The following is a 22,141-nucleotide window of genomic DNA, read 5'->3' as shown; positions in this document are numbered from 1 at the left end:
CAAAAAAGCCCCGGATATCCGGGGCTTCTCACTGGCTGGGGTACCAGGACTCGAACCTAGACTAAATGAACCAGAATCACTCGTGCTGCCAATTACACCATACCCCAACAAAGCATCGGGCCAGTGGGCTGTGAAGCCCACCGGCCTTTCGCTCTGGTACCCCCGACCGGATTCGAACCGGCGCTACTGCCGTGAGAGGGCAGCGTGCTAGGCCGCTACACAACGGGGGCAAACTGGCGATCCTGTGCTTCGTCCGTGCCGGGGTTGCGAACTCGTCCGACGGGGACAGTGGAGAGGATCTGGTACCCCCGACCGGATTCGAACCGGCGCTACTGCCGTGAGAGGGCAGCGTGCTAGGCCGCTACACAACGGGGGCTTGTTCTCTTGTGGTGCGTACCCCCGACCGGATTCGAACCGGCGCTACTGCCGTGAGAGGGCAGCGTGCTAGGCCGCTACACAACGGGGGCTTGTACTGCTGGGTCTTGCTCGTACTGCGCTGGGGTACCAGGACTCGAACCTAGACTAAATGAACCAGAATCACTCGTGCTGCCAATTACACCATACCCCACCAGAGTTGAGCCCCTGACGGGGTTTCACTCGGCGTTGCGGCCGCTTGGTTGCTTCCTGACGAGGCTTCTGGTCCCTCGCCCTGTCCCTCCCGGGCGGCGCAGAAAGAACATTACCCGACTCCCGGCCCTGCTCCAAAATCCATAACCGCAGGCAGGGTGCCGGAGGGCTGCGCGGCTGGTCACGCAGCCCCCCGGCACCGGCCGGTCAGGCCGTCGGGACGGCGTCCAGGGCGGCTCCCAGACGGCGCAGCGTCTCCTCGCGGCCGAGCAGCTCCATCGACTCGAAGAGCGGCGGGGAGACCCGGCGGCCGGTGACCGCGACGCGCAGCGGGGTGAAGGCGAACTTGGGCTTGATGCCCAGCCCGTCCACCAGGGCCTCCCGCAGGGCGGCCTGGATCGGGTCGGGGGTGAAGTCGGGCAGCGCGGTCAGGGCCGCGATGCTCGCCTCCAGCACCGGGCGGGCGTCCGGGGTCAGCACCTTGGCGGCGTCGTCCGGGTCGAGCGCGAAGTCGGCCGGGTCGACGAAGAGGAAGCCGGCCATGGTGACGATCTCGGAGAGCACCACCATCCGCTCCTGGGTGAGCGGGGCCACCTTCGCCAGCAGGTCGAGCTGGGCGGGAGTGGGCTCGGCCGGGAGCAGGCCGGGGGCCTGGAGGTAGGGCACCAGGCGGCGGACGAAGTCCTCGGGGGCCAGCTCGCGCAGGTGGTGCGCGTTGATCGCCTCGCACTTCTTGAGGTCGAAGCGGGCCGGGTTGGAGTTCACCTTGGCGATGTCGAAGTTGGCGACCAGCTCGTCCATCGAGAACAGGTCCCGGTCCTCGGCCAGCGACCAGCCCAGCAGGGAGAGGTAGTTGAGCAGGCCCTCGGGGAGGAAGCCGCGCTCCCGGTAGAGGTTGAGGCTGGCCTGCGGGTCGCGCTTGGAGAGCTTCTTGTTGCCCTCGCCCATCACGTACGGCAGGTGGCCGAAGCGCGGGGTGGTGCCGTTGCCGACGCCGATCTCGGCCAGGGCGGCGTAGAGGGCGATCTGACGGGGCGTCGAGGAGAGCAGGTCCTCGCCGCGGAGCACGTGGGTGATGCCCATCAGGGCGTCGTCCACCGGGTTGACCAGGGTGTAGAGCGGGGCGCCGTTGGCCCGGACGATGCCGTAGTCGGGCACGTTCTCGGGCTCGAAGCTGAGGGTGCCGCGGACCAGGTCGTCGAAGGCGATGGTGCGGTCGGGCATCCGGAAGCGGACGATCGGCGCGCGGCCCTCGGCGAGGAAGGCGGCGGTCTGCTCCTGCGTCAGCTCCCGGCAGTGGCCGTCGTAGCCGGAGGGCTTGCCGGCCGCGCGGGCGGCCTCGCGGCGGGCGTCCAGCTCCTCGGTGGAGCAGTAGCAGCGGTAGGCGTGGCCGCCGGCCAGCAGCTTGTCGGCCACCTCGGCGTAGATGCCCATCCGCTGGGACTGCCGGTAGGGGGCGTGCGGGCCGCCAACCTCGGGGCCCTCGTTCCAGTCGAAGCCGAGCCAGCGCATGGCGTCCAGCAGCTGCTCGTAGGACTCCTCGGAGTCGCGGGCCGCGTCGGTGTCCTCGATCCGGAAGACCAGGGTGCCGCCGTGGTGGCGGGCGAAGGCCCAGTTGAAGAGGGCGGTGCGGACCAGGCCGACGTGCGGGTTGCCGGTCGGCGAGGGGCAGAAGCGGACCCGGACGGTCGGGTCCAGGGCGGTGTCAGCCACGCTTGACCACCTTGTTGGAGAGGGTGCCGATGCCCTCGACGGTGACGGCGACCTCGTCGCCGACCTGGATCGGACCGACCCCGGCCGGGGTACCGGTGAGGATGACGTCGCCGGGGAGCAGGGTCATGGCCTCGGAGATGTGCGCGATCAGCTCGGCGATCGAGCGGACCATCTGGGAGGTGCGGCCGGCCTGCTTGAGCTCGCCGTTGACGGTGCAGGTGATCGCCAGGTCGCTCGGGTCCAGCTCGGTCTCGATCCACGGGCCGAGCGGGCAGGAGGTGTCGAAGCCCTTGGCGCGGGCCCACTGGCCCTCGCGCTGCTGGACGTCGCGGGCGGTCACGTCGTTGGCGCAGGTGTAGCCGAAGATCACCTCGGGGACCCGGTCCACCGGGACCTCGCGGCCCATCCGGCCGATCACCACGGCCAGTTCTGCCTCGTGCTGGACGTCGGAGGAGAACGGCGGGTACGCGATCGCCTCGGTGGGGCCGATCACGGAGGTGGACGGCTTGAAGAAGGTCAGCGGGACGTCCGGGACCTCGTGGCCCAGCTCGGCCGCGTGCGCCGCGTAGTTGCGGCCGACCGCGACCACCTTGTTGGGGAGGATCGGGGAGAGCAGGCGGATGTCCTGCATCCGGTAGCTCTCGCCGCTCAGTTGGAGCGAGACGATCGGGTGGCCGGCCAGGGCGTGCACCACCAGGGTTTCGGGCTGGGCCGGATCGCCCTCGACCACACCGAAGGAGACGCTGCCGGCGGCAGGGCTGCCTTCCCGGACGGAGAACCTGGCAATGCGCACGGTGGAGAGCCTCTCGGTCGGTCGGGCACCGGCCTGACCGGGCCCTGTCTGGAACGGCTCCCAGGATATGACGCGAGGGGCGCCGGACCGCCTGATGGCGGTCCGGCGCCCCTCGGGTCGGGAGTGAGCGCTCGTCAGTCCTGCGGCAGGCGCGGGGCCGGGGCGGTCATCAGCACGGTGCGGCGCGGGTTGGCCGTGCTGGCGGGCAGCTCGGAGGCGTACTCGACCGCGCGGTCGGCCGGGGAGCCGAGCAGCTGGCCGAAGTCGGCGACCGAGGCCAGCGTGGTCCGGCGCGGGTTGGCGGTCGAGCCGTTCGGGAGCTGGGACATTGCGTCACACCTTGGGTTCGGGGCCGATCCACAGGAGTCGGCGGGGGTGATTCCGGGCAGGCTGACGCCTGGCACAGCGCACAAGGGTAGACGGTCCACCCCGGAGGGGAGCCGATCTTCTTCCACAGGCGCCGTGATCTTAGCTATACATTCCGCTGTGATTTTGCTCACAAATTGCCGGGGAAATGCCGCATCATGGACATTTCACGGGCCTGCGGAGATCGCCTCAAAATCCGTATCTCGGACATTTCGGGAGCTCCTCCGCATCGCGCCATCGAGGGCTGACTTGGCATGTATCGGGCGAGTGTCCGAAAAGCGCCGTATTCCCGGCCTGTTACCGCACAGTCAGTGAGACGGTGCGCGCGCTGGGTGGTCTAGGACACCGACAGGTAACGCCCCTTGTTGGAGTTCCCACGCTGTGCTGGAATGCGACGGAAAAACTCGACACCGCCCCTGACCGTGCCAGCGGGAAGGGGCGCCCGGTCCAGAGGTTGCGACGCCAGTGCAGGGACGTTTCAAGAGGGGCAGCGGCGCCGCGGGAGACCCGGAGTCGCGTGAGCCCGTGGCAGGCCCCCACCAGGCAGCGCCGCTCACGGGCCCCGGTGAGCAGATAGTCGGCGGCGGCGAGCCCGAGCCGCAGGACGGTGCCGAAGGCACCGATCAGAACGAGAAGCCGAGCGGTCGCTCCCGCCTGCGCACCTCGTTGACCCGCCGCCGGGCCACCGGTCTGAGCCGGTTCGCCATGCGCAACTGGAAGATCCGCACGCGCCTGATCGCGCTGCTGCTCCTCCCCGTGGTGGTCGCCCTCGCGCTCGGCGGTCTGCGCGTGCAGTCCTCGCTGGACAACTCGCACCAGCTCTCGCAGATGGCCAACCTGGCCGACCTGGCCCGCAAGGCCACCGACCTGGCGAACGCCCTGCAGACCGAGCGCGACCTCAGCGCCGGCCCGCTGACCAACGGCGGTCCCGAGCGCGCCAAGGACGACGACGTCGCCAACGCCCGCAAGGTCTCGGACACCCTGAGCAAGGCCTTCGCGGCCAGCGCGGACAACTTCGACGACCTCGACCTCGCCGGTGGCAAGGCCCTGCTGCTCCAGGTCCGCCGTGACCTCAACCAGCTCTCCGAGGCCCGTAGCAACGCCTACACGGACCACAAGAACATCCAGGCGACGATCACCAACTACGACGTGATCATCAAGAACCTGCTCTCCATCACGCAGGACATCGCGATCGCGTCCAACTCGACCGAGCTGGTCAAGATCACCCGTGCGCTCTACCAGTTCTCGCTGGCCAAGGAGAACACCTCGATGCAGCGCGCGCTGATCAGCGCGGCGCTCGCCAACCCGCTCGGGCCGGACCTGTCCTCCTCCGACGAGACCTTCGGCATCCGCCTGAAGACCTCCGAGGACAACGCCCTCACCAACTTCACCGCCATCTACGGCGACTCCGAGGCGCAGGTGCTGCGCCAGGGCCTGACCCGCAACCAGGAGATCGCCAACGCGGACCGGTACAGCAAGGCCGTCCTCAACCCGAACGGCATCAAGCAGACCGAGTCCCGCGGCTACAAGGACTGGTACGACAGCGCCACGGCGAAGATCACCGCCGAGCAGAAGATCGAGAAGAAGCTGCTCGAGGACCTCGACGGCCGGGCCGGCGACCTCCAGGACGAGGCCGACACCCAGGCGCTGGTCAACGGCGCGCTGATCGCGGTCGTGCTCATCGTCGCCATCGCCGGCGCGGCCCTGGTGGCCCGCTCGATGGTGCGCTCGCTGACCCGTCTGCAGGTCGCCGCCGAGGACGTCGCCGAGCGGCGGCTGCCCGAGCTGGTCAAGACCCTCTCCGAGAGCGACCCGCACGACGTCGACGTCACCGTCGAACCCGTCGGCGTCGACTCGGCGGACGAGATCGGCCACGTGGCGCACGCCTTCGACATGGTGCACCGCGAGGCCGTCCGCCTCGCCGCCGAGCAGGCGCTGCTGCGAGGCAACATCAACGCGATGTTCACCAACCTCTCGCGCCGCAGCCAGGGCCTGATCCAGCGTCAGCTCTCGCTCATCTCCGAGCTGGAGAGCCGCGAGGCCGACCCGGACCAGCTGGCCTCGCTGTTCAAGCTGGACCACCTCGCCACCCGCATGCGCCGCAACGGCGAGAACCTCCTCGTCCTCGCGGGCGAGGACCCGGGCCGCCGCTGGACCCGCCCCGTCCCGCTGGTCGACGTGCTCCGCGCCGCCGCCTCCGAGGTGGAGCAGTACGAGCGCATCGAGCTGGCCTCGGTGCCGTCGGCCGAGGTGGCCGGCCGCGTCGTCAACGACCTCGTCCACCTGCTCGCCGAGCTGCTCGAGAACGCGACCTCGTTCTCCAGCCCGCAGACCCGCGTCCGGGTGACCGGCCACGCGCTGCCGGACGGCCGGGTGCTGATCGAGATCCACGACACCGGCATCGGCCTCTCCCCCGACGACCTCGCGGACATCAACGAGCGCCTCGCCAACCCCCCGGTCGTCGACGTCTCGGTCTCCCGCCGCATGGGCCTCTTCGTGGTCGGCCGCCTGTCCCTGCGACACGGCATCCGCATCCAGCTGCGCCCCAGCGACTCCGGCGGCACCACCGCCCTCGTCATGCTCCCGCTCGACGTCACCACCTCCGGCGACCGCCGGGGCGGCGGCCGTCCGGGCGGGCCGGGCAAGGCGCCGCAGCGCGGGGTCGGTCCGACGCCGCGTCAGCAGGGCCGTCCCGGTGCCGCCGAGGCGCTGGCCGGCCGTGGCGCGGCCGCGCTCGGCCAGGGCCCGCAGGCTCGCAGGGCCGCCCCGGCGGTGCTCCGGCCGGCCGGCCGCAGCTCGGCCAGGGTCCGCAGGGCGGAGGCCGTCCGGGTGCCCCGGCCGGTGCGCCCGGTGGCTCCCCCAACCTCTTCGGCGGCCCCGCCGCCGGCGCCCCCGCGGGCGGCCTGCCCACCCGCGACGCGGGCCAGCCCTCCCGGGAGAACCCGGCCGAGGGCCTGATGCCGCGCCGTACTCCGGGCGCCTCGGGTGCCCCGGGCGCCGGTGCTCCCGGTCAGGGCGCTCCCGCTCAGGGCGCGTGCCGGGCCAGGGCGCTCCGGGTGCGGGGCTCCCCCGCCGCGGTCCGGGCCAGGGCCAGCCGCAGCCGGGCTTCGGCCAGGAGCGTCCGCGCCCCGAGCCGGCCGGCCAGGGTGCCCAGGGCTGGAACGAGCAGCCGCAGCACGGCCGGGCCGGCCACCCCGAGGCCGGACGCCGTCCGCAGCCGCAGGGCCGTCCGTCCGGCCCCGGTCAGCAGCAGGCGCCCGCCCCGCAGCAGGCCCAGCCGCAGATGTTCCAGCAGCAGGCCCCGGCCCCGCTGGAGGCTCCGGCGGAGTCCACCGCGCAGTTCGCCCGTCCGCGCTTCGAGGCCAGCGAGATCGACCCGCGCGACCCGCTGGGCCTCGGTCTGGTCGAGCCGGTGCTGCCGAGCGTGCCCAACCCGGTGCCGCAGCAGCCCTCGTTCCAGCAGCAGGGGCAGCAGCACGTCCAGCAGCCCCAGCAGCAGGTGGCCCCGCAGGCCCAGCCGATGGCGCTGCCGACCGGCCCCGGTCTCGACGACACCGTGCAGTGGCAGCGGCCCGAGGACGGCTTCGGCGCCCCGGCTCCGCAGCGGACGCCCCGTCAGCAGCCCGCCCCCGGGCAGGAGTTGCCGGGCCGCGGCCGCGAGGAGGCCCGTCCGCGCGGGTACCAGCCGCAGCGCCCCGGCACCTCCGCTCCGGGCTTCGGCGAGCCGGCCAGGACCGCCCAGCGGCCCGAGGCCCCGCAGGCGCCATCCCAGGCCCGGGCGCCCCAGGCCCAGGCCCAGGCCCAGGCCCCGCAGCAGGCTCCGGCCCAGCCGCAGGCCCAGCGCCCGCAGGCCCCGCAGCAGGCCCAGGCCCAGCCGCAGGGGCAGCCCCAGGGCCGCCCGCAGCCGGGCCAGCCCGGCCAGGAGGGCCCGGGTGACGCGCCGTGGCGCCCGTCCGCCAACGACGAGCGCTGGCGCCGCGCGGAGCAGGTCCGCGAGCCCTCCAGCGACGGGCTGACCCTGTCCGGCCTCCCCCGCCGGACCCCGCAGGCCAACCTGGTCTCCGGCACCGCCGAGGCGTCGCCGCTGACCGGCCCGCAGGTCTCCCGCAGCCCGAGGAGGTGCGCGGCCGGCTGACCAACCTGCGCCGCGGCATCCAGCAGGGCCGCCAGGCCGGCGCGGACGCCGCTCGCAGGGCGGCGGCATGCCGACCCGTCCGCCGCGCTTCGACGGCTTCGGCCCGCAGGGGCACGGCGCGCAGGACAACCCCGGTTACGGCTCGAACCAGCAGAGCGTTGAGTTGACCCAGATGAGCCAGGCCGCACAGAACCTGAACTGGCTGATCACCAGCTTCGTGGACAGCACCCCCGGGGTGTCCCACACCGTGGTGGTCTCCGCCGACGGGCTCCTGCTCGCCATGTCCGAGGGCTTCCCCCGCGACCGCGCCGACCAGCTCGCCGCCGTCGCCTCCGCCTCACCTCCCTCACCTCCGGCGCCAGCCGGATCTTCGAGGGCGGCGAGGTCAACCAGACCGTCGTGGAGATGGAGCGCGGCTTCCTCTTCCTGATGGCCATCAGCGACGGCTCTTCCTGGCCGTGCTCGCGGCCCCGGACTCCGACATCGGTCTGGTGGGCTACGAGATGGCCCTCCTGGTGGACCGCGCCGGAGCCGTTCTCACCCCCGCGCTGCGCGCCGAACTCCAGGGCAGCCTGCTGCACTGACGGACCGTCACCCCGAAGCGCGGCAAACTGACCAGAGCATCCAGGAGGACCCTCATGACCCCGCCCCCGACACCCGGCGGCTCCTACGGCAGCAACGGGTACGGCAGCGGCTACGGCGGGCCAGTCCGACGTACGAGCAGCAGCCGCTGGTCCGCCCGTACGCGATGACCGGCGGCCGCACCCGCCGCGTGTACCAGCCTGGCGATCGAGGCCCTGATCTCCACCACCACGGCCGCCGAGCGCACCGGCGGTCTCGCTGACGGAGCACGCCGCATCGCTCAACCTGTGCCGGACGTCAAGTCCGTGGCGGAGATCTCTCGCGCTGGCCGTGGTTGCCGCTCGGGGTCGCCCGCATCCTGGTCGCCGACCTGGCCGAGCGCCGGTCTCGTCGCCATCCACCAGCCCGCCGCCGCCGGAGAAGTCGGGCGGAACGCCGGACGTCACGCTGCTCGAAAGGGTCCTCAGTGGACTTCGCAAGCTCTAACGCGGCCGCCCCCAGCCGCGCCACCACCTCCGCGAAGATCGTCGTCGCCGGCGGCTTCGGCGTCGGCAAGACGACCCTCGTCGGCGCCGTCTCCGAGATCAACCCCCTGCGCACCGAAGCCGTCATGACCAGCGCCAGCGCCGGCATCGACGACCTCACCCACACCGCGGGCAAGACCACCACCACCGTCGCCATGGACTTCGGCCGAATCACCCTCGACGAAGACCTCATCCTCTACCTCTTCGGCACCCCCGGCCAGGACCGCTTCTGGTTCATGTGGGACGACCTCGTCCGCGGCGCCATCGGCGCCGTCGTCCTCGTCGACACCCGCCGCCTCGCCGACTGCTTCCCCGCCCCTCGACTACTTCGAGAACTCGGGCCTCCCCTTCGTCGTCGCCCTCAACGGCTTCGACGGACACCAGCCCCACACCCCCGACGAAGTCCGAGAAGCACTCCAACTCGGCCCCGACACCCCCATCATCACCCTCGACGCACGCCGCCGGGACAGCGCCAAGAGCGCCCTCATCACCCTCGTCGAACACGCCCTCCTCGCCCGACTCCGCTGATGGCTCCGCCCGAGCGGGCGAGTACCAGAACGGAAAAGGGCCCACCACCCCCGTGGCGGGCCCTTTCCGACTCCCTGACGTCCGGTCAGCTCTCCGGATCGAGACCGGCCCGGATCAGGCCGTAGGTGTAGGCGTCCTCCAGGGCCAGCCAGGAGGCGCCGATCACGTTGTCCGCCACGCCCACGGTGGACCAGGTGGCCACCCCGTCGGTGGACTCGATCAGCACCCGGGTGCGCGAGCTGGTGCCGTGCGCGCCCTCCATGATGCGGACCTTGTAGTCCACCAGCTCCATCTTGGCCAGCGGCGGGTAGATGTGCTCCAGCGCCGTGCGCAGCGCCTGGTCCAGCGCGTGCACCGGGCCGTTCCCCTCGCCGGTGGCGATCCGCCGCTCGCCCTGGGCCCAGAGCTTCACGGTGGCCTCGTTGCCCGGACTGCCGTCCGCCAGCTGCTCGCTGATGGTCCGCCAGGACTCCAGGCTGAAGAACCGCGCCTTGCTGCCGCGCACCTCGTCGCGGAGCAGCAGCTCGAACGAGGCGTCGGCGGCCTCGTAGGTGAAGCCGAGGTTCTCCTGCTCCTTCACCTTGGCCACCACCCGGCCGACCAGGTCGCGGTCGGCGGAGAGGTCGTAGCCGAGCTCCTTGCCCTTGAGCTCGATCGAGGCCCGGCCGGCCATGTCGGAGACCAGCATCCGCATGGTGTTGCCGACCAGCTCGGGGTCGATGTGCTGGTAGAGGTCCGGGTCCACCTTGATCGCGGAGGCGTGCAGGCCGGCCTTGTGCGCGAAGGCCGAGAAGCCCACGTACGGCTGGTGGGTGGAGGGCGCGAGGTTGACCACCTCGGCGATCGCGTGCGAGATCCGGGTCATCTCGGGCAGCTTCCCGGCGGGCAGCACCCGGCGGTCGTACTTCAGCTCCAGCGCGCCGACCACCGGGAAGAGGTTGGCGTTGCCGACCCGCTCGCCGTAGCCGTTGGCGGTGCACTGCACGTGGGTGGCGCCCGCGTCCACGGCGGCCAGCGTGTTGGCCACCGCGCAGCCGGTGTCGTCCTGGGCGTGGATGCCGAGCCGGGCGCCGGTCTCGGCGATCACGTCGGCGACGATCTCCCGGACGCCGCCGGGCAGCATGCCGCCGTTGGTGTCGCAGAGCACGACCACGTCGGCGCCGGCCGCGTGGGCGGTGCGGACCACGGCGAGCGCGTAGTCCCGGTTGGCCTTGTACCCGTCGAAGAAGTGCTCGCAGTCGATGAACACCCGGCGGCCCTGGGCCTTGAGGTGCTCGACGCTGTCCCGGACCATCTCCAGGTTCTCGTCCAGGGTGGTGCGCAGGGCCAGCTCGACGTGCCGGTCGTGCGACTTGGCCACCAGGGTGACCACCGGGGCGCCGCTGTTGACCAGCGCGGCCAGCTGCGGGTCGTCGGCGGCCCGGCCGCCCGCCCGGCGGGTGGCGCCGAAGGCGACCAGCTGGGCGTGCTGGAGGTCGAGCTCGGTGGCGGCGCGGGCGAAGAACTCGGTGTCCCGCGGGTTGGCCCCGGGCCAGCCGCCCTCGATGAAGCCGACGCCGAACTCGTCCAGGTGCCGGGCGATGGTCAGCTTGTCGGCGACGCTGAGGTTGATGCCCTCGCGCTGGGCGCCGTCGCGCAGCGTGGTGTCGAAGACGTGGAAGCTGTCGTGGGGTCGGCTGCTGGCCTCGGTCATGGCCGTCGGTTCTCCGTTTCGGGGAGGTACTTCTCGGTTGGTTGCCGGGATACGAATCCGGCTCCACTGTCCAGCATCCCGCGCGCCTCCCGGTGTCCCCGAGCCCCCTCGTGAGGGGCCGGTGGCCGGTCCGGGAAAACGAAAAGACCCCTCGCGGATGCGAGAGGTCTGCGCGCGGGTCTGGACGCTGGTGGTCGCTCCGCGTATCGGTGGTACGGGAGCGGTCACTGCGGACCGGCGCGCCTGCTGCTAATAATCAGCGAAAGCGAGGACACGCTCGCAGTCTGGCACACCATCCGCGATCCGGCCCCCGCGTCTCGCCATCCGGGACGTGTCAGGTCAGCCGCTCGGTCGAGCGGGATCCGGGCCGCCCCGCATCCCCGGCGCTCTGCTTCGCGGTCCCGTCCGGGCTCGCGCGAGCTCACCGGGTCAGGGCGCCCCGGGGAGGGGGCGCCCTGAGGGTGGGTCAGAGGATCTTGTGGAGCCAGCCGTGGGTGTCGGGGAGCTGGCCGCCCTGGAGGGCGAGCAGGGTCTTGCGGAGCTCCATGGTGACCGGGCCGGGCTCGCCCTTGCCGACGGTCCAGTCGGCGCGGGCGGACTTGACCGAGCCGACGGGGGTGATGACGGCGGCGGTGCCGCAGGCGAAGACCTCGGTGAGGGTGCCGTCGGCGTTGGCCTCGCGCCACTCGTCGGTGGAGATCTTCCGCTCCTCGACGGTGTAGCCGAGGTCGGAGGCGAGGGTGAGCAGGGAGGCGCGGGTGATGCCGGGGAGGAGGGCGCCGGAGAGCTCGGGGGTGACGATCTTCGCGTCCTTGCCCTCGCCGAAGACGAAGTACAGGTTCATGCCGCCCATCTCCTCGATCCACCGGTGCTCGGCGGCGTCGAGCCAGACGACCTGGTCGCAGCCCTTCTCGGCGGCCTGGGCCTGGGCGACCAGCGAGGCGGCGTAGTTGCCCGCGCACTTCGCGGCGCCGGTGCCGCCGGGCGCGGCCCGGACGTACTCCTCGGAGAGCCAGACGGAGACCGGCTTCACGCCACCGGGGAAGTAGGCGCCGGCCGGGGAGGCGATGACCATGAAGAGGTACTCGTTGGCCGGGCGGACGCCGAGGCCGACCTCGGTCGCGAACATGAAGGGCCGCAGGTAGAGGCTCTGCTCGGCCTCCTGGGGGGACCCAGGCCTCGTCCGCGCGGACCAGCAGGTCGACGGCCTCGACGAAGGCCTCGACCGGGAGCTCGGGCATGGCCAGGCGGCGGGCGGAGGCGGCGAAGCGCTCGGCGTTGGCGGTCGGGCGGAAGGAGGCCACCGAGCCGTCGGGCTGGCGGTAGGCCTTCATGCCCTCGAAGATCGCCTGGCCGTAGTGCAGGGTCATGTTGGCCGGGTCGATCTCCAGCGGCGCGTACGGCGTCAGCTGGGCGTCGTGCCAACCCCGGCCCTCGGTCCACCGGATGGTGACCATGTGGTCGGTGAAGACCCGTCCGAAACCGGGGTTGGTCAGCCGGGCCGCGCGCTCACCGTCGGAGAGCGGGTGCGCGGAGGGCTTGAGGTCGAACGTGATGGGCGCCTGGGTGGGCGTACTCATGACTGTCTGTCCTTCACCGTGGGGTTGGTCCGGGCCGGTGCCCCCCTGTGAATGAACGCACGAAGGCACGGCCCACTGTCGATACTCGCATCCAGAGGGCCGTGCCGAACAGCCGGTCGGGCTGTGGTTCGTCTGGTTCCGGCCCGCGGGCCGGAGGTGCAGTCCTGCTGCTACCGGCCCGTCAGCCGGATACTCGGGCGGCGAGCGCGTCGCCGACCTCGGAGGTGGACCGGGCGCCGGAGCGCTCGGTCAGGTCGGCGGCGACGGCGGCCTCGACCTTGGCGGCCTCCTCGGCGAAGCCGAGGTGGTCCAGCAGCATGGCGACCGAGAGCACGGTGGCGGTCGGGTCGGCCTTGCCCTGGCCGGCGATGTCCGGGGCGGAGCCGTGCACCGGCTCGAACATCGACGGGAAGGCGCCGGTCGGGTTGATGTTGCCCGAGGCGGCCAGGCCGATGCCGCCGGTGACGGCCGCGGCCAGGTCGGTGAGGATGTCGCCGAACAGGTTGTCGGTGACGATCACGTCGAAGCGCTCGGGCTGGGTGACGAAGAAGATCGTCGCCGCGTCCACGTGCAGGTAGTCGGTGGTGACCTCGGGGAACTCTTGGCCGACCTCGGCGAAGATCCGCGACCAGAGGTGGCCGGCGTGCACCAGCACGTTGTTCTTGTGCACCAGGGTGAGCTTCTTGCGCGGGCGGGCGGCGGCGCGCTTGTAGGCGTCGCGGACCACGCGCTCGATGCCGAACGCGGTGTTCAGGCTGACCTCGGTGGCCACCTCGTGCTCGGTGCCGGTGCGCAGGGTGCCGCCGTTGCCGACGTACGGGCCCTCGGTGCCCTCGCGGACCACCACGAAGTCGATCTCCGGGGCGCCGGCCAGCGGGCCCTGGACACCCGGGAAGAGCTTGCCCGGGCGGAGGTTGATGTGGTGGTCGAAGGCGAAGCGGAGCTTCAGCAGCAGACCGCGCTCCAGCACGCCGGACGGGACGCTCGGGTCACCGATCGCGCCGAGCAGGATCGCGTCGGCGCCCTTGAGCTCCTCCAGCACGGCGTCCGGGAGGGTCTCGCCGGTGCGGTGGTAGAGGCGGGCACCGAGGTCGTACTCGGTGGTCTCCACCTTGACGTCGGCGGGGAGGGCGGCGGCGAGCACCTTGAGGCCCTCGGCCACGACTTCCTGGCCGATGCCGTCACCGGGGATCACTGCGAGACGAAGGCTGCGAGACATGCGGCCGACAGTACTCCGCGTCCCAAGCGGTGACATCCGATGTCCACCATTCGGACGGCGCTTGGCGGGCCGGAGCCGGCCTCCGCCACCCTATGCTCGGATCCGGACAAATGGTGACGGAACGTCAGGGGTACCTGGTCGGTGAGCGGCTGGACATCGGCGCACGGGCGCCGTGCGGAGCTGGGGTCCACGGGGCTGACGACGGCGGCCTACACCGCCGCCGTGGCCGCGCGGCAGGAGTACCCGTTCGGCCCAGTGGCGGTGGCCGGGGCGGAGTCGGTGCCGTACCACGCGCACCTGCGGGACCTGCTGCACGGCGGCACCACCGGGGACCTGCTGTTCAACTGGGGCAGTGGCTACGGCGCCCCGTTCCTGCCCGACCTCGCCGCCTACCTGGCCAACCCGTTCTCCTGGCCCGCCGCCGCCGTGCTCCCCCGGGGCTCGATCGCGCTCGCCGCCTTCCTGGTGCCGCTGCTCAGCCTGGGCCTGGCCGCCGCCCTGATGACCCGTCTGCTCGGCCGGCTGCACCCCGGGCCCGGCTGGCAGCGGGCGCTGCTCGGCGTCGGGTACGGGCTCTGCGCCTGGGTGGTGCAGGACGGGGTGACCACGCCGGCCTGGCTCTGGGGCACCGTCTCGCTGCCGCTGCTCTGCCTGGCCGGGGACTGGTGCCTGCGCGGCCGGCACCGGCTGGTCGGCATCCTGGCGGTGGCCGCCGCCCTGGCCGGGAACCTGGTGACCGGGGTGGCCGCCATGGCGGGCGCCGGGCTGGTGCTGGTGCTCCGGCTGGTGCTGACGGACCGTCCGGCCCGGGCCCGGCTCGGCGCGCTCTGGCGGGCCGGCTCGGCCGGACTGCTCGGGGCACTGCTGGCCGCCCCCGTGGTGACGGTGGGCCTGAAGGCTGCCCGGACCGCCCAGCCGGGGCCGCTCACCGGGTACCAGGGCGCGCCCGGAGTCGCCGAGTACCTGGGCCAACTGCTGCCCGGCGGACGGCCGGGGCTGCCGCTGCCGGACGTCTCGGTGGGGATGCTCGGGCTGCTCCTGGTGGCCACCCTGCCGTTCAACCGGCGGGTCACGGTGCGGGAGCGGATCGGCTGGCCGGTGCTGGTGGTCCTGACCGGGGTCGGGCTGGTCTGGCGCCCGGAGGTGCTGCTCTGGCACGACCCCGGGCTGACCACCGGCACCGGCACCCCGTACCTGGCGGCCTTCGTGCTCAGCGGACTGCTGGTGACGGCGGCCTGGGTCTCGCTCTCCCGGCCGCCCGGCCCGGCCGCGCTGGCGGGCGGGGCGGCGCTGGTCGCGGTGGTGGTGACGGTCGCTCAGATCTGGGGCGGCGGGCTGACCGGGGCCGCCTGGCTGCTGGTCGCGGTGGGCGGGGCGGTGGTGGCCGGCGGCGTGTGGCTGCTCGGTCGGGGCCGGGCCGAACGGCCGGTGGCGGCCGGGCTCACGGCGGCGGTGCTCGCCGGGGCCGCGTACGCGGCCTACGCGGGTGCGCCGGCGGGTGGGTCACAGCTCGACGCGGGACAGGTGCGCGAGGCGTACCGGGCCCTGCGGGCGGGCGCCGACTGGCCGGACGGGCGGGCCGATCCCGGGCCGCACGTCTTCACCGACAACGACCCGATGCTGCTGGACGGCCAGGGCGGCGGCTACCGCTCCGGGCGGCTGCCGCGGGTGACGGCGGAGCTGCTGCACGACCTGGGGGCCGGCTGGTCCGCCGGCGGGCGGCAGACCCTCAGCCCGGCGGATCCGGTGGGGCGGGCGGTGTTCGGCGTGCGGACCTTCCTGGCGGACGGCGCCGGCGGGTTCGTGGTGGAGCGGGCCACGGCCGCGGCGCCGCTGGTCACGGTGCGGGCCGGGGTGCCGGTGGTGGACGGCTCCTCGGTGTGGGCGCGGCAGGCCTCGGTGCTCGACGCGCGGGGGCTGTACGAGGTGCCACAGGTGACGCCGGTTCAGGGCGGCCCCGCAGCACCGACCTCGCACGGCAGCAGCGGGTGGTCGGTGCCGGCGGGCGGGGCGGGCTTCGAGGCGAGCTGCTCCCCCGGGTCGGCGGCGTACTTCTACGGGCCCTGGTTCGCCGGGACGGTGGAGGCGCTCGGGAGTTCCTACGTCAGCGCGGGGCAGCAGCCGGTGGTCTCGGAGCCGGTGCACCTGCTCGGGGCCGTGCCGGGTGACGGGCGGATCCGGGTGTGGCTGCGGGCCGGGGCGGTGAGCCAGGTGCCGGCGCTGCCGCTCGGCTGTCTGGCGCCGGGGGCACTGGAACGGGCGGTGGCGGGGCTGACCCCGGCGGAGCGGGTGACGGCCGGCGGGCACACGCTGACGGCCGAGCTGCCGGTCGGGGCCGCCGGCACCGCGGTCGTCGCCGCCCCGGCGGTGGAGGGCTGGACCTGCCGGGTGAACGGCGGGCCCGAACGCGCCCCCGGCTCCCTCCTCGGCCTGATCGCCGTCCCCCTCGGCGACGCCGCCACCGACGTCGCGTGCTCCTACCGCCCACCGGGCCTCACCGACGGCCTGGCCGTCAGCGCGGCGGCCCTGGCCGTGCTGGCCGCCGTGGTCCTGCTGTCGCTCGCCCGCCGGCGGCCGCACCGTAACCGCCCGGAGGGCGGTTAGGGGCGCGAGGAACTGCGCGAGGCGGAAGGACGAGACCCGTGTGCCGGGTACGGAGGCTCACGTGCAAGTGACTGTCCGTACCCGGCACACGGGTCGCTGTCTTCCGATGCGCGCAGTTCCCCGCGCCCCTGGGCAGCTGCCCTGCCGGTCGCCCGAAGGGCCCTACCGAAGCCGGACCACCTCGCTGCGGAAGGACGAGACCCGTGTGCCGGGTACGGAGGCTCACGTGCAAGTGGCTGTCCGTACCCGGCACACGGGTCGCTGTCTTCCGATGCGCGCAGTTCCCCGCGCCCCTGGGCAGCTGCCCTGCCGATCCGAAGCGCCCGGAGGGCCCTAGCGGAGGCGGACCACCTCGCTGCGGCGGCCGTCCGGGTTGAGGTGGTGGACCAGGAGGAGCCGGTCCGCGGCGGGGTTGCGGCGGCGGATCTCCAGGGCGGTGCCGGGCTGTTCGGGGGTGGCGACGGCGGCCGGGCCGGCTGCTCCGTTGCGGATGTCCAGCGCCGGGTTGAGGACGTCGAGCACCAGGGTGGGCTTCCCGTCCTTCAGGCCGACCGAGGAGAGCGCCTCCTTGGCGTCCGGCAGGCCGGGAACGGCGAAGCCGGTCCAGAGGGCGTAGCGGATCCGGGAGGTGGACTGCCGCAGGCCGGGCAGCTTGTTCAGCCGGACCGGGAGGACCAGGGTGTCGCTGTCGAGCAGGTCGGTATCGGTGTCGCCCCACCGGGCGTTCAGCGGCTGGACGTCCAGCTCCTCGCCGGTCTTGGCGTCCAGCGTCCGGGCGACCAGGACGTCGCTGCCCTTGAGCCGGTCGGCGGCCACCACCACGTCGGCCTTCTGGTCCCCGTCGGTGTCCAGCGAGGCCCGGACGGCGAACTGGCCGACGGGGGTGGGCGCCGGGGCCCAGAGCGAGGCGGCCAGGTAGAGGGTGCCGTTCTCCAGGGGTTCACCGCCGACCGCAGGGGCGTCGCTGGCGGCCCCGGCGGCCCGGAGGTTGGCCGCCCGGTCGCCGGGGCGGGTGACGCAGAGGTCAGGTGTCTTGTCCTGCTCGGCGGCGGTGCCCGGCGGGCAGTCCGGCCAGCGCGGGGCCTCGCCTCCGAGGGCGAAGGCGGAGAGCAGGCCGCCCGCCGCGGAGGGTGCGGCGGTGCCGGTGAGGGTGAGCAGCGAGCTGCTCCGGCCGAGCCGGGCCTGCTGACCGGCCGTCAGGTCGGAGGCGGCGCGCGGCGCGGCGAACAGCGGCACCCGCAGTTCGCCGGCCGTGGTGTCGGCGGGGGTGAGCAGCAGGCGGCCGGAGAGCTCGCCGCGGTAGCTGCGGGCCTTGCCGCCCTGCACCAGGTCCAGGGTCGGGTCCGGTGCGCGGTCCAGCTGCCCGGCACCCGGAGGGTGACCTTGACCCGGGCGGTGCCTCCGGCCGGGACGGTCACCCGGCCCGGGGTCAGTTCGAAGGCGGCGCCGGGCACTTCGGTGGCCGCGGCGTAGCCCGGTGCGGTACTCCAGCGGGCGGTCGGCGAAGCTGCGCAGCTCCACCTCGCGGGTGAGCTCGGTGGGGCCGGTGACCGGGACGGGGCCGAAGGAGAGGCCGACCACGCCGTCCACCGCCTCCCCGGCCGCGTAGGCGACCACGGGGGTGGCGACGGCCCGGTCCACCCGGGCCCGTCCGGCGCCGGTGCGCTCGGGGCCGTACACCGGGCCGCGCTGACCGTCGTTCAGCCAGGTGTCCCCCGCGGTGTTCATCAGCGCGGCCTTGACCTGGGCCGCCGTCCAGTCGGGGTGCGCGCCGCGGACCAGGGCGGCCAGGCCGGCCACGTGCGGGGAGGCCATCGAGGTGCCGTCCTCGCGCATGCCGCCGGAGCCGGAGCCGACCTTGGCGGACCAGATGGTCTCGCCGGGGGCGGCGAGGTCGGGCTTGACCAGGCCGGGCAGGCCGATGCCGCGGGAGGTGAACGAGGTCAGGGTGTCGGTGCGCTGCGGCTGGTCCTGCGCCACCGCCCCGTGCAGGGGGTTGCCGGGGGTGGCCAGTTGGACCGTGACGGGGCCGGCCTGGGCGGCCTTGCGCAGGCGCTCGCCGTCGGCCCTGGCCAGGATGGCGGCCGGGATCCGGTCGTTCCCGGCGATCTCGCCGAGGTGGTCGCCGTCGGCGGCGAACAGGGTGCCGACGGCTCCGGCGTCGGCGGCGTTGTTGGCCCGGGGCGCCGATCCGCAGGCCCGGTCGGGCTCGCGGGTGCTCCAGGCGAGGACCGCGATCCGGTCCTTGAGCCGGGCGGCGTCGGCGGCGGAGAAGGGCTTGCAGCCGTCCGACTGGTCGGCGGGCAGGGCGAGCAGGCCCTGCACCTCGCGGTCGTCCCAGTGCTGGTACTTGGCGCTCCAGTGCGCGGGGACGAGTCCGGCCAGGGCCTCGGGGGCCAGCACCCGCAGGCCGTCGGCGTCGCCGTGCGGGTCGACCGAGGCGGCCACGGTGAGCACCCGGGGGGCGGTGCCGGGGGCTGCCGCCGATGGCGTGGACGTCACCCTCGTTGCCGGCCGCCGCGACCACCACGGTGCCGAGTGCGGCGAGCCGGTCGGCGGTGAGGGCGTCGGCGTCGTCGGGGCCGCCGAAGGGGCTGCCGAGCGAGAGGTTGACGACGTCCAGACGGTCCGTCAGGTCGCCGTCCTGGTCCGGGTCGGCGGCCAAGTCGAGCGCCTCGGTGAGCTGGTCGGTGGAGCCGGAGCAGCCGAACACCCGGATCGGGTAGAGCCGGGCCTCGGGGGCCGCGCCGGGGCCGACCTTGAAGCCGGCCGGGTCCAGCCCGGGCCGGTACGGGCCGCGGTAGGTGGCGCCGGAGGAGGTGACGCCGAGGCCGGCGGCGGTGCCGGCCACGTGGGTGCCGTGGCCGTTGAGCGCGCAGTCCAGCGGGTTGTCGTCGGGCACCGGGTGGCTGCCCTCGTCCGAGGAGGGGTCGTAGGCGTCGCCGACCAGGTCCTTGCCGCCGAAGACCTTCTCGGTCGGGAAGAGGCCGGCCGGCGCGGGCTTGGCGCCGTCGACGGCCTTGAAGGCCTCCTCGGTGCCGGGGCCGCCGAAGTCGGCGTGGGTGTAGTCCAGGCCGGAGTCGATGATGCCGATGCTGACGCCCCGTCCGGTGGAGCCGGTGGCCCCGGCTCCGGACCAGACCGCGGGGGCGCCGGTCAGCGGCACCGAGTACGAGTTGACCCGCTCCTTGAGCGCGATCGGGTGCACCGCCCGTACCCCGGGCAGCCGGGCGAGCCCGGGCACCGCGGCGGCGGGCACGTTCACCGCGACCCCGGAGAGCAGGGTGTGGGTGCGGTAGAGCTCGTGGGCGGCGGGGACCGAACGCCTTAGGGCGGCGGCGAGTTGGCCGGCCGCCCGGTCGGTGGCCCGGCGCCGTTCGGCGCCGGCCTCGGCCCCGGCCCGGCGGACCGCCTCGGGGCTGCGGAGCTGCCGCCTGGCCTGCTCGGTGGCCTGCTGCCAGGCGGTGGCGGCGGTCTCGGTGTCGAGTTCCAGCAGGACGCTGCGGCGGCCCGCCGGGTCGGGGTCGGTCGAAGCGCGCTCGGCCGCCGCACCGGAGAGCGGTACGGCGGCGAGGGCGAGCGAGCCGGTCAGCAGCAGGGTGCCGAGCCGGACGAGGGTGCTGGTGCGCAAGGGCCTGTCTCCCCCGGCAGGGGTTGCGGTAGGCCCGCGCCGTGCGGAGCTCGATCACCCTTCCGGAGGCACCAAATTAGGATCATCGCGCCGGGTCCGGCGAGCACCGTCCCCCCTTGGAGTCGCTGTTGCACTCCTGTGGGTGACGGATCGTCAGGCGTTCGGCGCAGCGCCCGTGACCTGCGGCGCGACCCGGCGCACCAACCGGCTCAGTGCCCGGTCGAGCCGCCGTTGTCGCGGCGGTCCAGCGAGCGCTGCAGGGCGGCGTTGGCACGGGGGTCGGACTGGGCACGGCGACGGCGGCGGGGGGCGGCGGTCTCGGCGGCGGGGGCGTGGCGGTCTGCGGTGGCGGGCATACCGAACTCCTTGGGACGTGCGCGTGGGGTGAGGGATTTCGGGTACGCCGGCCAGGGGTCGCCTGCCATGGTGCGTACGGGCACACGGGCCACGCGCCCTCGTTGGAGGGGTGGCACACCGTATGACTCCTTCACGGTACGACGCCGGGCGGGTCCTGTCTGCACGGATAGTTGGATTTCCTAGTATCTGAGACGGGACTCACCCGGGAGACGCAAGAGGGCCCGGTCCGCCGAGGCGGACCGGGCCCTCTGACGCGCTGTCAGCCGAGGTTCACGGCGCGGGAGAACTGGGCGCCGATCGCCTTGGAGATCTCGGTCAGGACCTCCTGCGAGACCTCGCTGTCCACGGTGATCGAGGCGAGCGCCTCGGAGCCGTCGCGGGCGACCTGCATGCCCGCGATGTTGATGCCGGCGTCGCCGAGGATGCGGCCGAGGGTGCCGACCACGCCGGGGCGGTCCTCGTACTTGAAGAAGGCCATGTGGTCGGTGAGCGCCACGTCCACGTCGAAGGCGTCCACGCCGACGATCTTCTGGGTCTGCTTCGGACCGGAGAGGGTGCCGGAGATGGCGATCTCCGAGCCGTCCGAGAGGGTGCCGCGCACGGTGATCACGTTGCGGTGCTCGGGGGACTCGCTGGAGGTGGTGAGGCGGACCTCGACGCCACGCTCCTGGGCGAACAGCGGGGCGTTGACGTAGGACACCGTCTCCGCCACCACGTCCTCGAACACGCCCTTCAGGGCGGAGAGTTCGAGCACCTTGACGTCGTGCTGGGTGATCTCGCCGCGGACCTCGACGTCGAGGCGGACGGCCACCTCGCCGGCCAGCGCGGTGAAGATCCGGCCGAGCTTCTCGGCCAGCGGCAGGCCCGGGCGGACGTCCTCGGCGATCACGCCGCCCTGGACGTTGACGGCGTCCGGCACCAGCTCGCCCGCGAGGGCCAGGCGGACCGACTTGGCGACGGCGATGCCGGCCTTCTCCTGCGCCTCGTCGGTGGAGGCGCCCAGGTGCGGGGTGGCCACCACGTTGTCGAAGGCGAACAGCGGGGAGTCGGTGCACGGCTCCTTGGCGTAGACGTCCAGGCCGGCGCCGGCCACCCGGCCGTCGCGCAGCGCGGAGGCCAGGGCGGCCTCGTCCACGATCCCGCCGCGGGCGGCGTTGACGATGCGCACGCTCGGCTTGACCTTGTGCAGCGCCTCGTCGCCGATCAGGCCGATCGTCTCGGGGGTCTTGGGGAGGTGCACGGTGATGAAGTCGGAGACCTCCAGCAGCTCCTCGAGCGAGAGCAGCTTGACGCCCATCTGGGCCGCGCGGGCGGCCTGGATGTAGGGGTCGTAGGCGACGATCTTCATGCCGAAGGCGGACATCCGCTGGGCGACCAGCACGCCGATCCGGCCGAGGCCGACCACGCCGAGGGTCTTCTCGCTCAGCTCGACGCCGGTGTACTTGTTGCGCTTCCACTCGCCCTGCTTGAGCGCGGCGTTGGCGGGCGCGATGTTGCGGGCGACCGAGATCAGCAGACCGCAGGCGAGCTCGGCGGCGGTGACGATGTTGGAGGTCGGGGCGTTCACGACCATCACGCCGGCCTTGGTGGCGGCGGAGACGTCCACGTTGTCCAGGCCGACGCCCGCGCGGGCGACCACCTTGAGCTTCTTGGCGGCGGCCAGCGCCTCGGCGTCCACCTTGGTGGCGGAGCGGATCAGGATGGCGTCCACGTCCGCGATGGCGGTCAGCAGCTCGGTGCGGTCCGCGCCGTTGCAGTGGCGGATCTCGAAGTCCGGGCCCAGTGCGTCGACGGTGGCGGGGGACAGCTCTTCGGCGATCAGAACGACGGATTTGCTCACGACAGTGTC

The 22,141-nt window shown here is 73.3% G+C and carries 12 protein-coding genes, 5 tRNA genes and 5 pseudogenes; 7 read left to right on the top strand and 15 right to left on the bottom strand.

The features are described 5' to 3' along the window. Nucleotides 1-32: 32 nt before the first annotated feature. The 8 genes from ABD946_RS37595 to ABD946_RS37560 form a co-directional block, all read right to left on the bottom strand. Nucleotides 33-107 (bottom strand) — tRNA-Gln (locus tag ABD946_RS37595). 47 nt (nt 108-154) lie between these two features. Continuing rightward, a tRNA-Glu gene (locus ABD946_RS37590) sits at nt 155-230 on the bottom strand. A 70-nt stretch (nt 231-300) separates the two neighbouring features. Next, nucleotides 301-376, bottom strand: a tRNA-Glu gene (locus ABD946_RS37585). A gap of 18 nt (nt 377-394) precedes the next feature. Further along, nucleotides 395-467: transfer RNA gene (locus ABD946_RS37580), tRNA-Glu, on the bottom strand. A 29-nt stretch (nt 468-496) separates the two neighbouring features. Then, nucleotides 497-568: transfer RNA gene (locus ABD946_RS37575), tRNA-Gln, on the bottom strand. A 206-nt stretch (nt 569-774) separates the two neighbouring features. Continuing rightward, entirely contained in the window at nt 775-2,280 is a 1,506-nt protein-coding gene (gene gltX / locus ABD946_RS37570; protein WP_345289564.1) for a glutamate--tRNA ligase, read from the bottom strand. Next, nucleotides 2,273-3,073: a fumarylacetoacetate hydrolase family protein gene (locus ABD946_RS37565; protein WP_345289563.1), complete on the bottom strand. Its 801-nt coding sequence runs from the start codon at nt 3,071-3,073 to the stop codon at nt 2,273-2,275. Before ABD946_RS37565 ends, gltX begins: the two co-directional genes overlap by 8 nt. 134 nt (nt 3,074-3,207) lie before the next feature. Next, complete coding sequence (locus tag ABD946_RS37560) at nt 3,208-3,402, bottom strand: hypothetical protein (protein WP_345289562.1); 195 nt, start codon at nt 3,400-3,402, stop codon at nt 3,208-3,210. 742 nt (nt 3,403-4,144) lie between these two features. On the opposite strand from ABD946_RS37560, the gene ABD946_RS37555 reads away from it, so the two are divergent. The 5 genes and pseudogenes from ABD946_RS37555 to ABD946_RS37535 all read left to right on the top strand — a co-directional run bounded on the left by ABD946_RS37555 (nt 4,145) and on the right by ABD946_RS37535 (nt 9,208). Further along, nucleotides 4,145-6,397: a sensor histidine kinase gene (locus ABD946_RS37555; protein WP_425558801.1), complete on the top strand. Its 2,253-nt coding sequence runs from the start codon at nt 4,145-4,147 to the stop codon at nt 6,395-6,397. Nucleotides 6,398-6,473: 76 nt separating this feature from the next. Beyond that, nucleotides 6,474-7,574 (top strand): hypothetical protein, encoded by a 1,101-nt coding sequence (locus tag ABD946_RS37550; protein WP_345290236.1) that lies wholly within the window; start codon nt 6,474-6,476, stop codon nt 7,572-7,574. Between the two features lie 172 nt (nt 7,575-7,746). After that, nucleotides 7,747-8,158 (top strand): annotated as a pseudogene (locus tag ABD946_RS37545) (roadblock/LC7 domain-containing protein). Between the two features lie 54 nt (nt 8,159-8,212). Next, a pseudogene (locus ABD946_RS37540) lies at nt 8,213-8,642 on the top strand (DUF742 domain-containing protein). Further along, a pseudogene (locus ABD946_RS37535) lies at nt 8,623-9,208 on the top strand (GTP-binding protein). Before ABD946_RS37540 ends, ABD946_RS37535 begins: the two co-directional pseudogenes overlap by 20 nt. An 85-nt stretch (nt 9,209-9,293) precedes the next feature. Here the strand turns inward: ABD946_RS37535 and cimA are convergent. The 3 genes and pseudogenes from cimA to ABD946_RS37520 form a co-directional block, all read right to left on the bottom strand. Continuing rightward, the gene (cimA, locus tag ABD946_RS37530) at nt 9,294-10,901 is read right to left on the bottom strand and encodes a citramalate synthase (protein ID WP_345290235.1); all 1,608 of its coding nucleotides are present in this window, start codon (nt 10,899-10,901) and stop codon (nt 9,294-9,296) included. A gap of 466 nt (nt 10,902-11,367) precedes the next feature. After that, nucleotides 11,368-12,481, bottom strand: a pseudogene (locus tag ABD946_RS37525) (branched-chain amino acid aminotransferase). Between the two features lie 181 nt (nt 12,482-12,662). Beyond that, nucleotides 12,663-13,700, bottom strand: a complete 1,038-nt coding sequence (locus tag ABD946_RS37520; protein ID WP_345290234.1) for a 3-isopropylmalate dehydrogenase — start codon at nt 13,698-13,700, stop codon at nt 12,663-12,665. A 141-nt stretch (nt 13,701-13,841) separates the two neighbouring features. Between ABD946_RS37520 and ABD946_RS37515 the strand changes: the two genes are divergently transcribed. Next, nucleotides 13,842-16,304, top strand: a complete 2,463-nt coding sequence (locus tag ABD946_RS37515; protein ID WP_345290233.1) for a YfhO family protein — start codon at nt 13,842-13,844, stop codon at nt 16,302-16,304. Nucleotides 16,305-16,637: 333 nt separating this feature from the next. Here the strand turns inward: ABD946_RS37515 and ABD946_RS37510 are convergent, their stop codons facing one another. Further along, nucleotides 16,638-18,806: a S8 family serine peptidase gene (locus tag ABD946_RS37510; RefSeq protein ID WP_345290232.1), complete on the bottom strand. Its 2,169-nt coding sequence runs from the start codon at nt 18,804-18,806 to the stop codon at nt 16,638-16,640. A 58-nt stretch (nt 18,807-18,864) separates the two neighbouring features. Continuing rightward, nucleotides 18,865-19,470: pseudogene (locus tag ABD946_RS43205) on the bottom strand (S8 family serine peptidase); the annotation flags it as partial. Between ABD946_RS43205 and ABD946_RS37505 the strand changes: the two are divergent. Further along, a complete protein-coding gene (locus ABD946_RS37505; RefSeq protein ID WP_345290230.1) occupies nt 19,397-19,603 on the top strand; it encodes a hypothetical protein in 207 nt (68 codons plus the stop codon). The pseudogene ABD946_RS43205 and the gene ABD946_RS37505 sit on opposite strands and share 74 nt — an antisense overlap. A 541-nt stretch (nt 19,604-20,144) precedes the next feature. Here the strand turns inward: ABD946_RS37505 and ABD946_RS37500 are convergent. Then, nucleotides 20,145-20,291, bottom strand: a complete 147-nt coding sequence (locus tag ABD946_RS37500; protein WP_345290229.1) for a hypothetical protein — start codon at nt 20,289-20,291, stop codon at nt 20,145-20,147. 260 nt (nt 20,292-20,551) lie between these two features. Then, complete coding sequence (serA, locus tag ABD946_RS37495; protein WP_345290228.1) at nt 20,552-22,132, bottom strand: phosphoglycerate dehydrogenase; 1,581 nt, start codon at nt 22,130-22,132, stop codon at nt 20,552-20,554. Nucleotides 22,133-22,141 lie beyond the last annotated feature (9 nt).

The organism is Kitasatospora albolonga, from assembly GCF_039535905.1.
In the GTDB taxonomy this organism is placed as follows: domain Bacteria; phylum Actinomycetota; class Actinomycetes; order Streptomycetales; family Streptomycetaceae; genus Kitasatospora; species Kitasatospora albolonga.
Note: the sequence above shows the minus strand (reverse complement) of the source record. Positions and strands in the feature narration are given on the sequence as shown.

Excerpts from the sequence above, each read along its gene's own strand:
- ABD946_RS37520 (WP_345290234.1), bottom strand. The coding sequence starts at position 13,700 with ATGTCTCGCAGCCTTCGTCTCGCAGTGATCCCCGGTGACGGCATCGGC.
- ABD946_RS37555 (WP_425558801.1), top strand. The coding sequence starts at position 4,145 with ATGCGCAACTGGAAGATCCGCACGCGCCTGATCGCGCTGCTGCTCCTC.
- cimA (WP_345290235.1), bottom strand. The coding sequence starts at position 10,901 with ATGACCGAGGCCAGCAGCCGACCCCACGACAGCTTCCACGTCTTCGAC.
- ABD946_RS37500 (WP_345290229.1), bottom strand. The coding sequence starts at position 20,291 with ATGCCCGCCACCGCAGACCGCCACGCCCCCGCCGCCGAGACCGCCGCC.
- ABD946_RS37505 (WP_345290230.1), top strand. The coding sequence starts at position 19,397 with ATGCTGACGCCCCGTCCGGTGGAGCCGGTGGCCCCGGCTCCGGACCAG.
- ABD946_RS37560 (WP_345289562.1), bottom strand. The coding sequence starts at position 3,402 with ATGTCCCAGCTCCCGAACGGCTCGACCGCCAACCCGCGCCGGACCACG.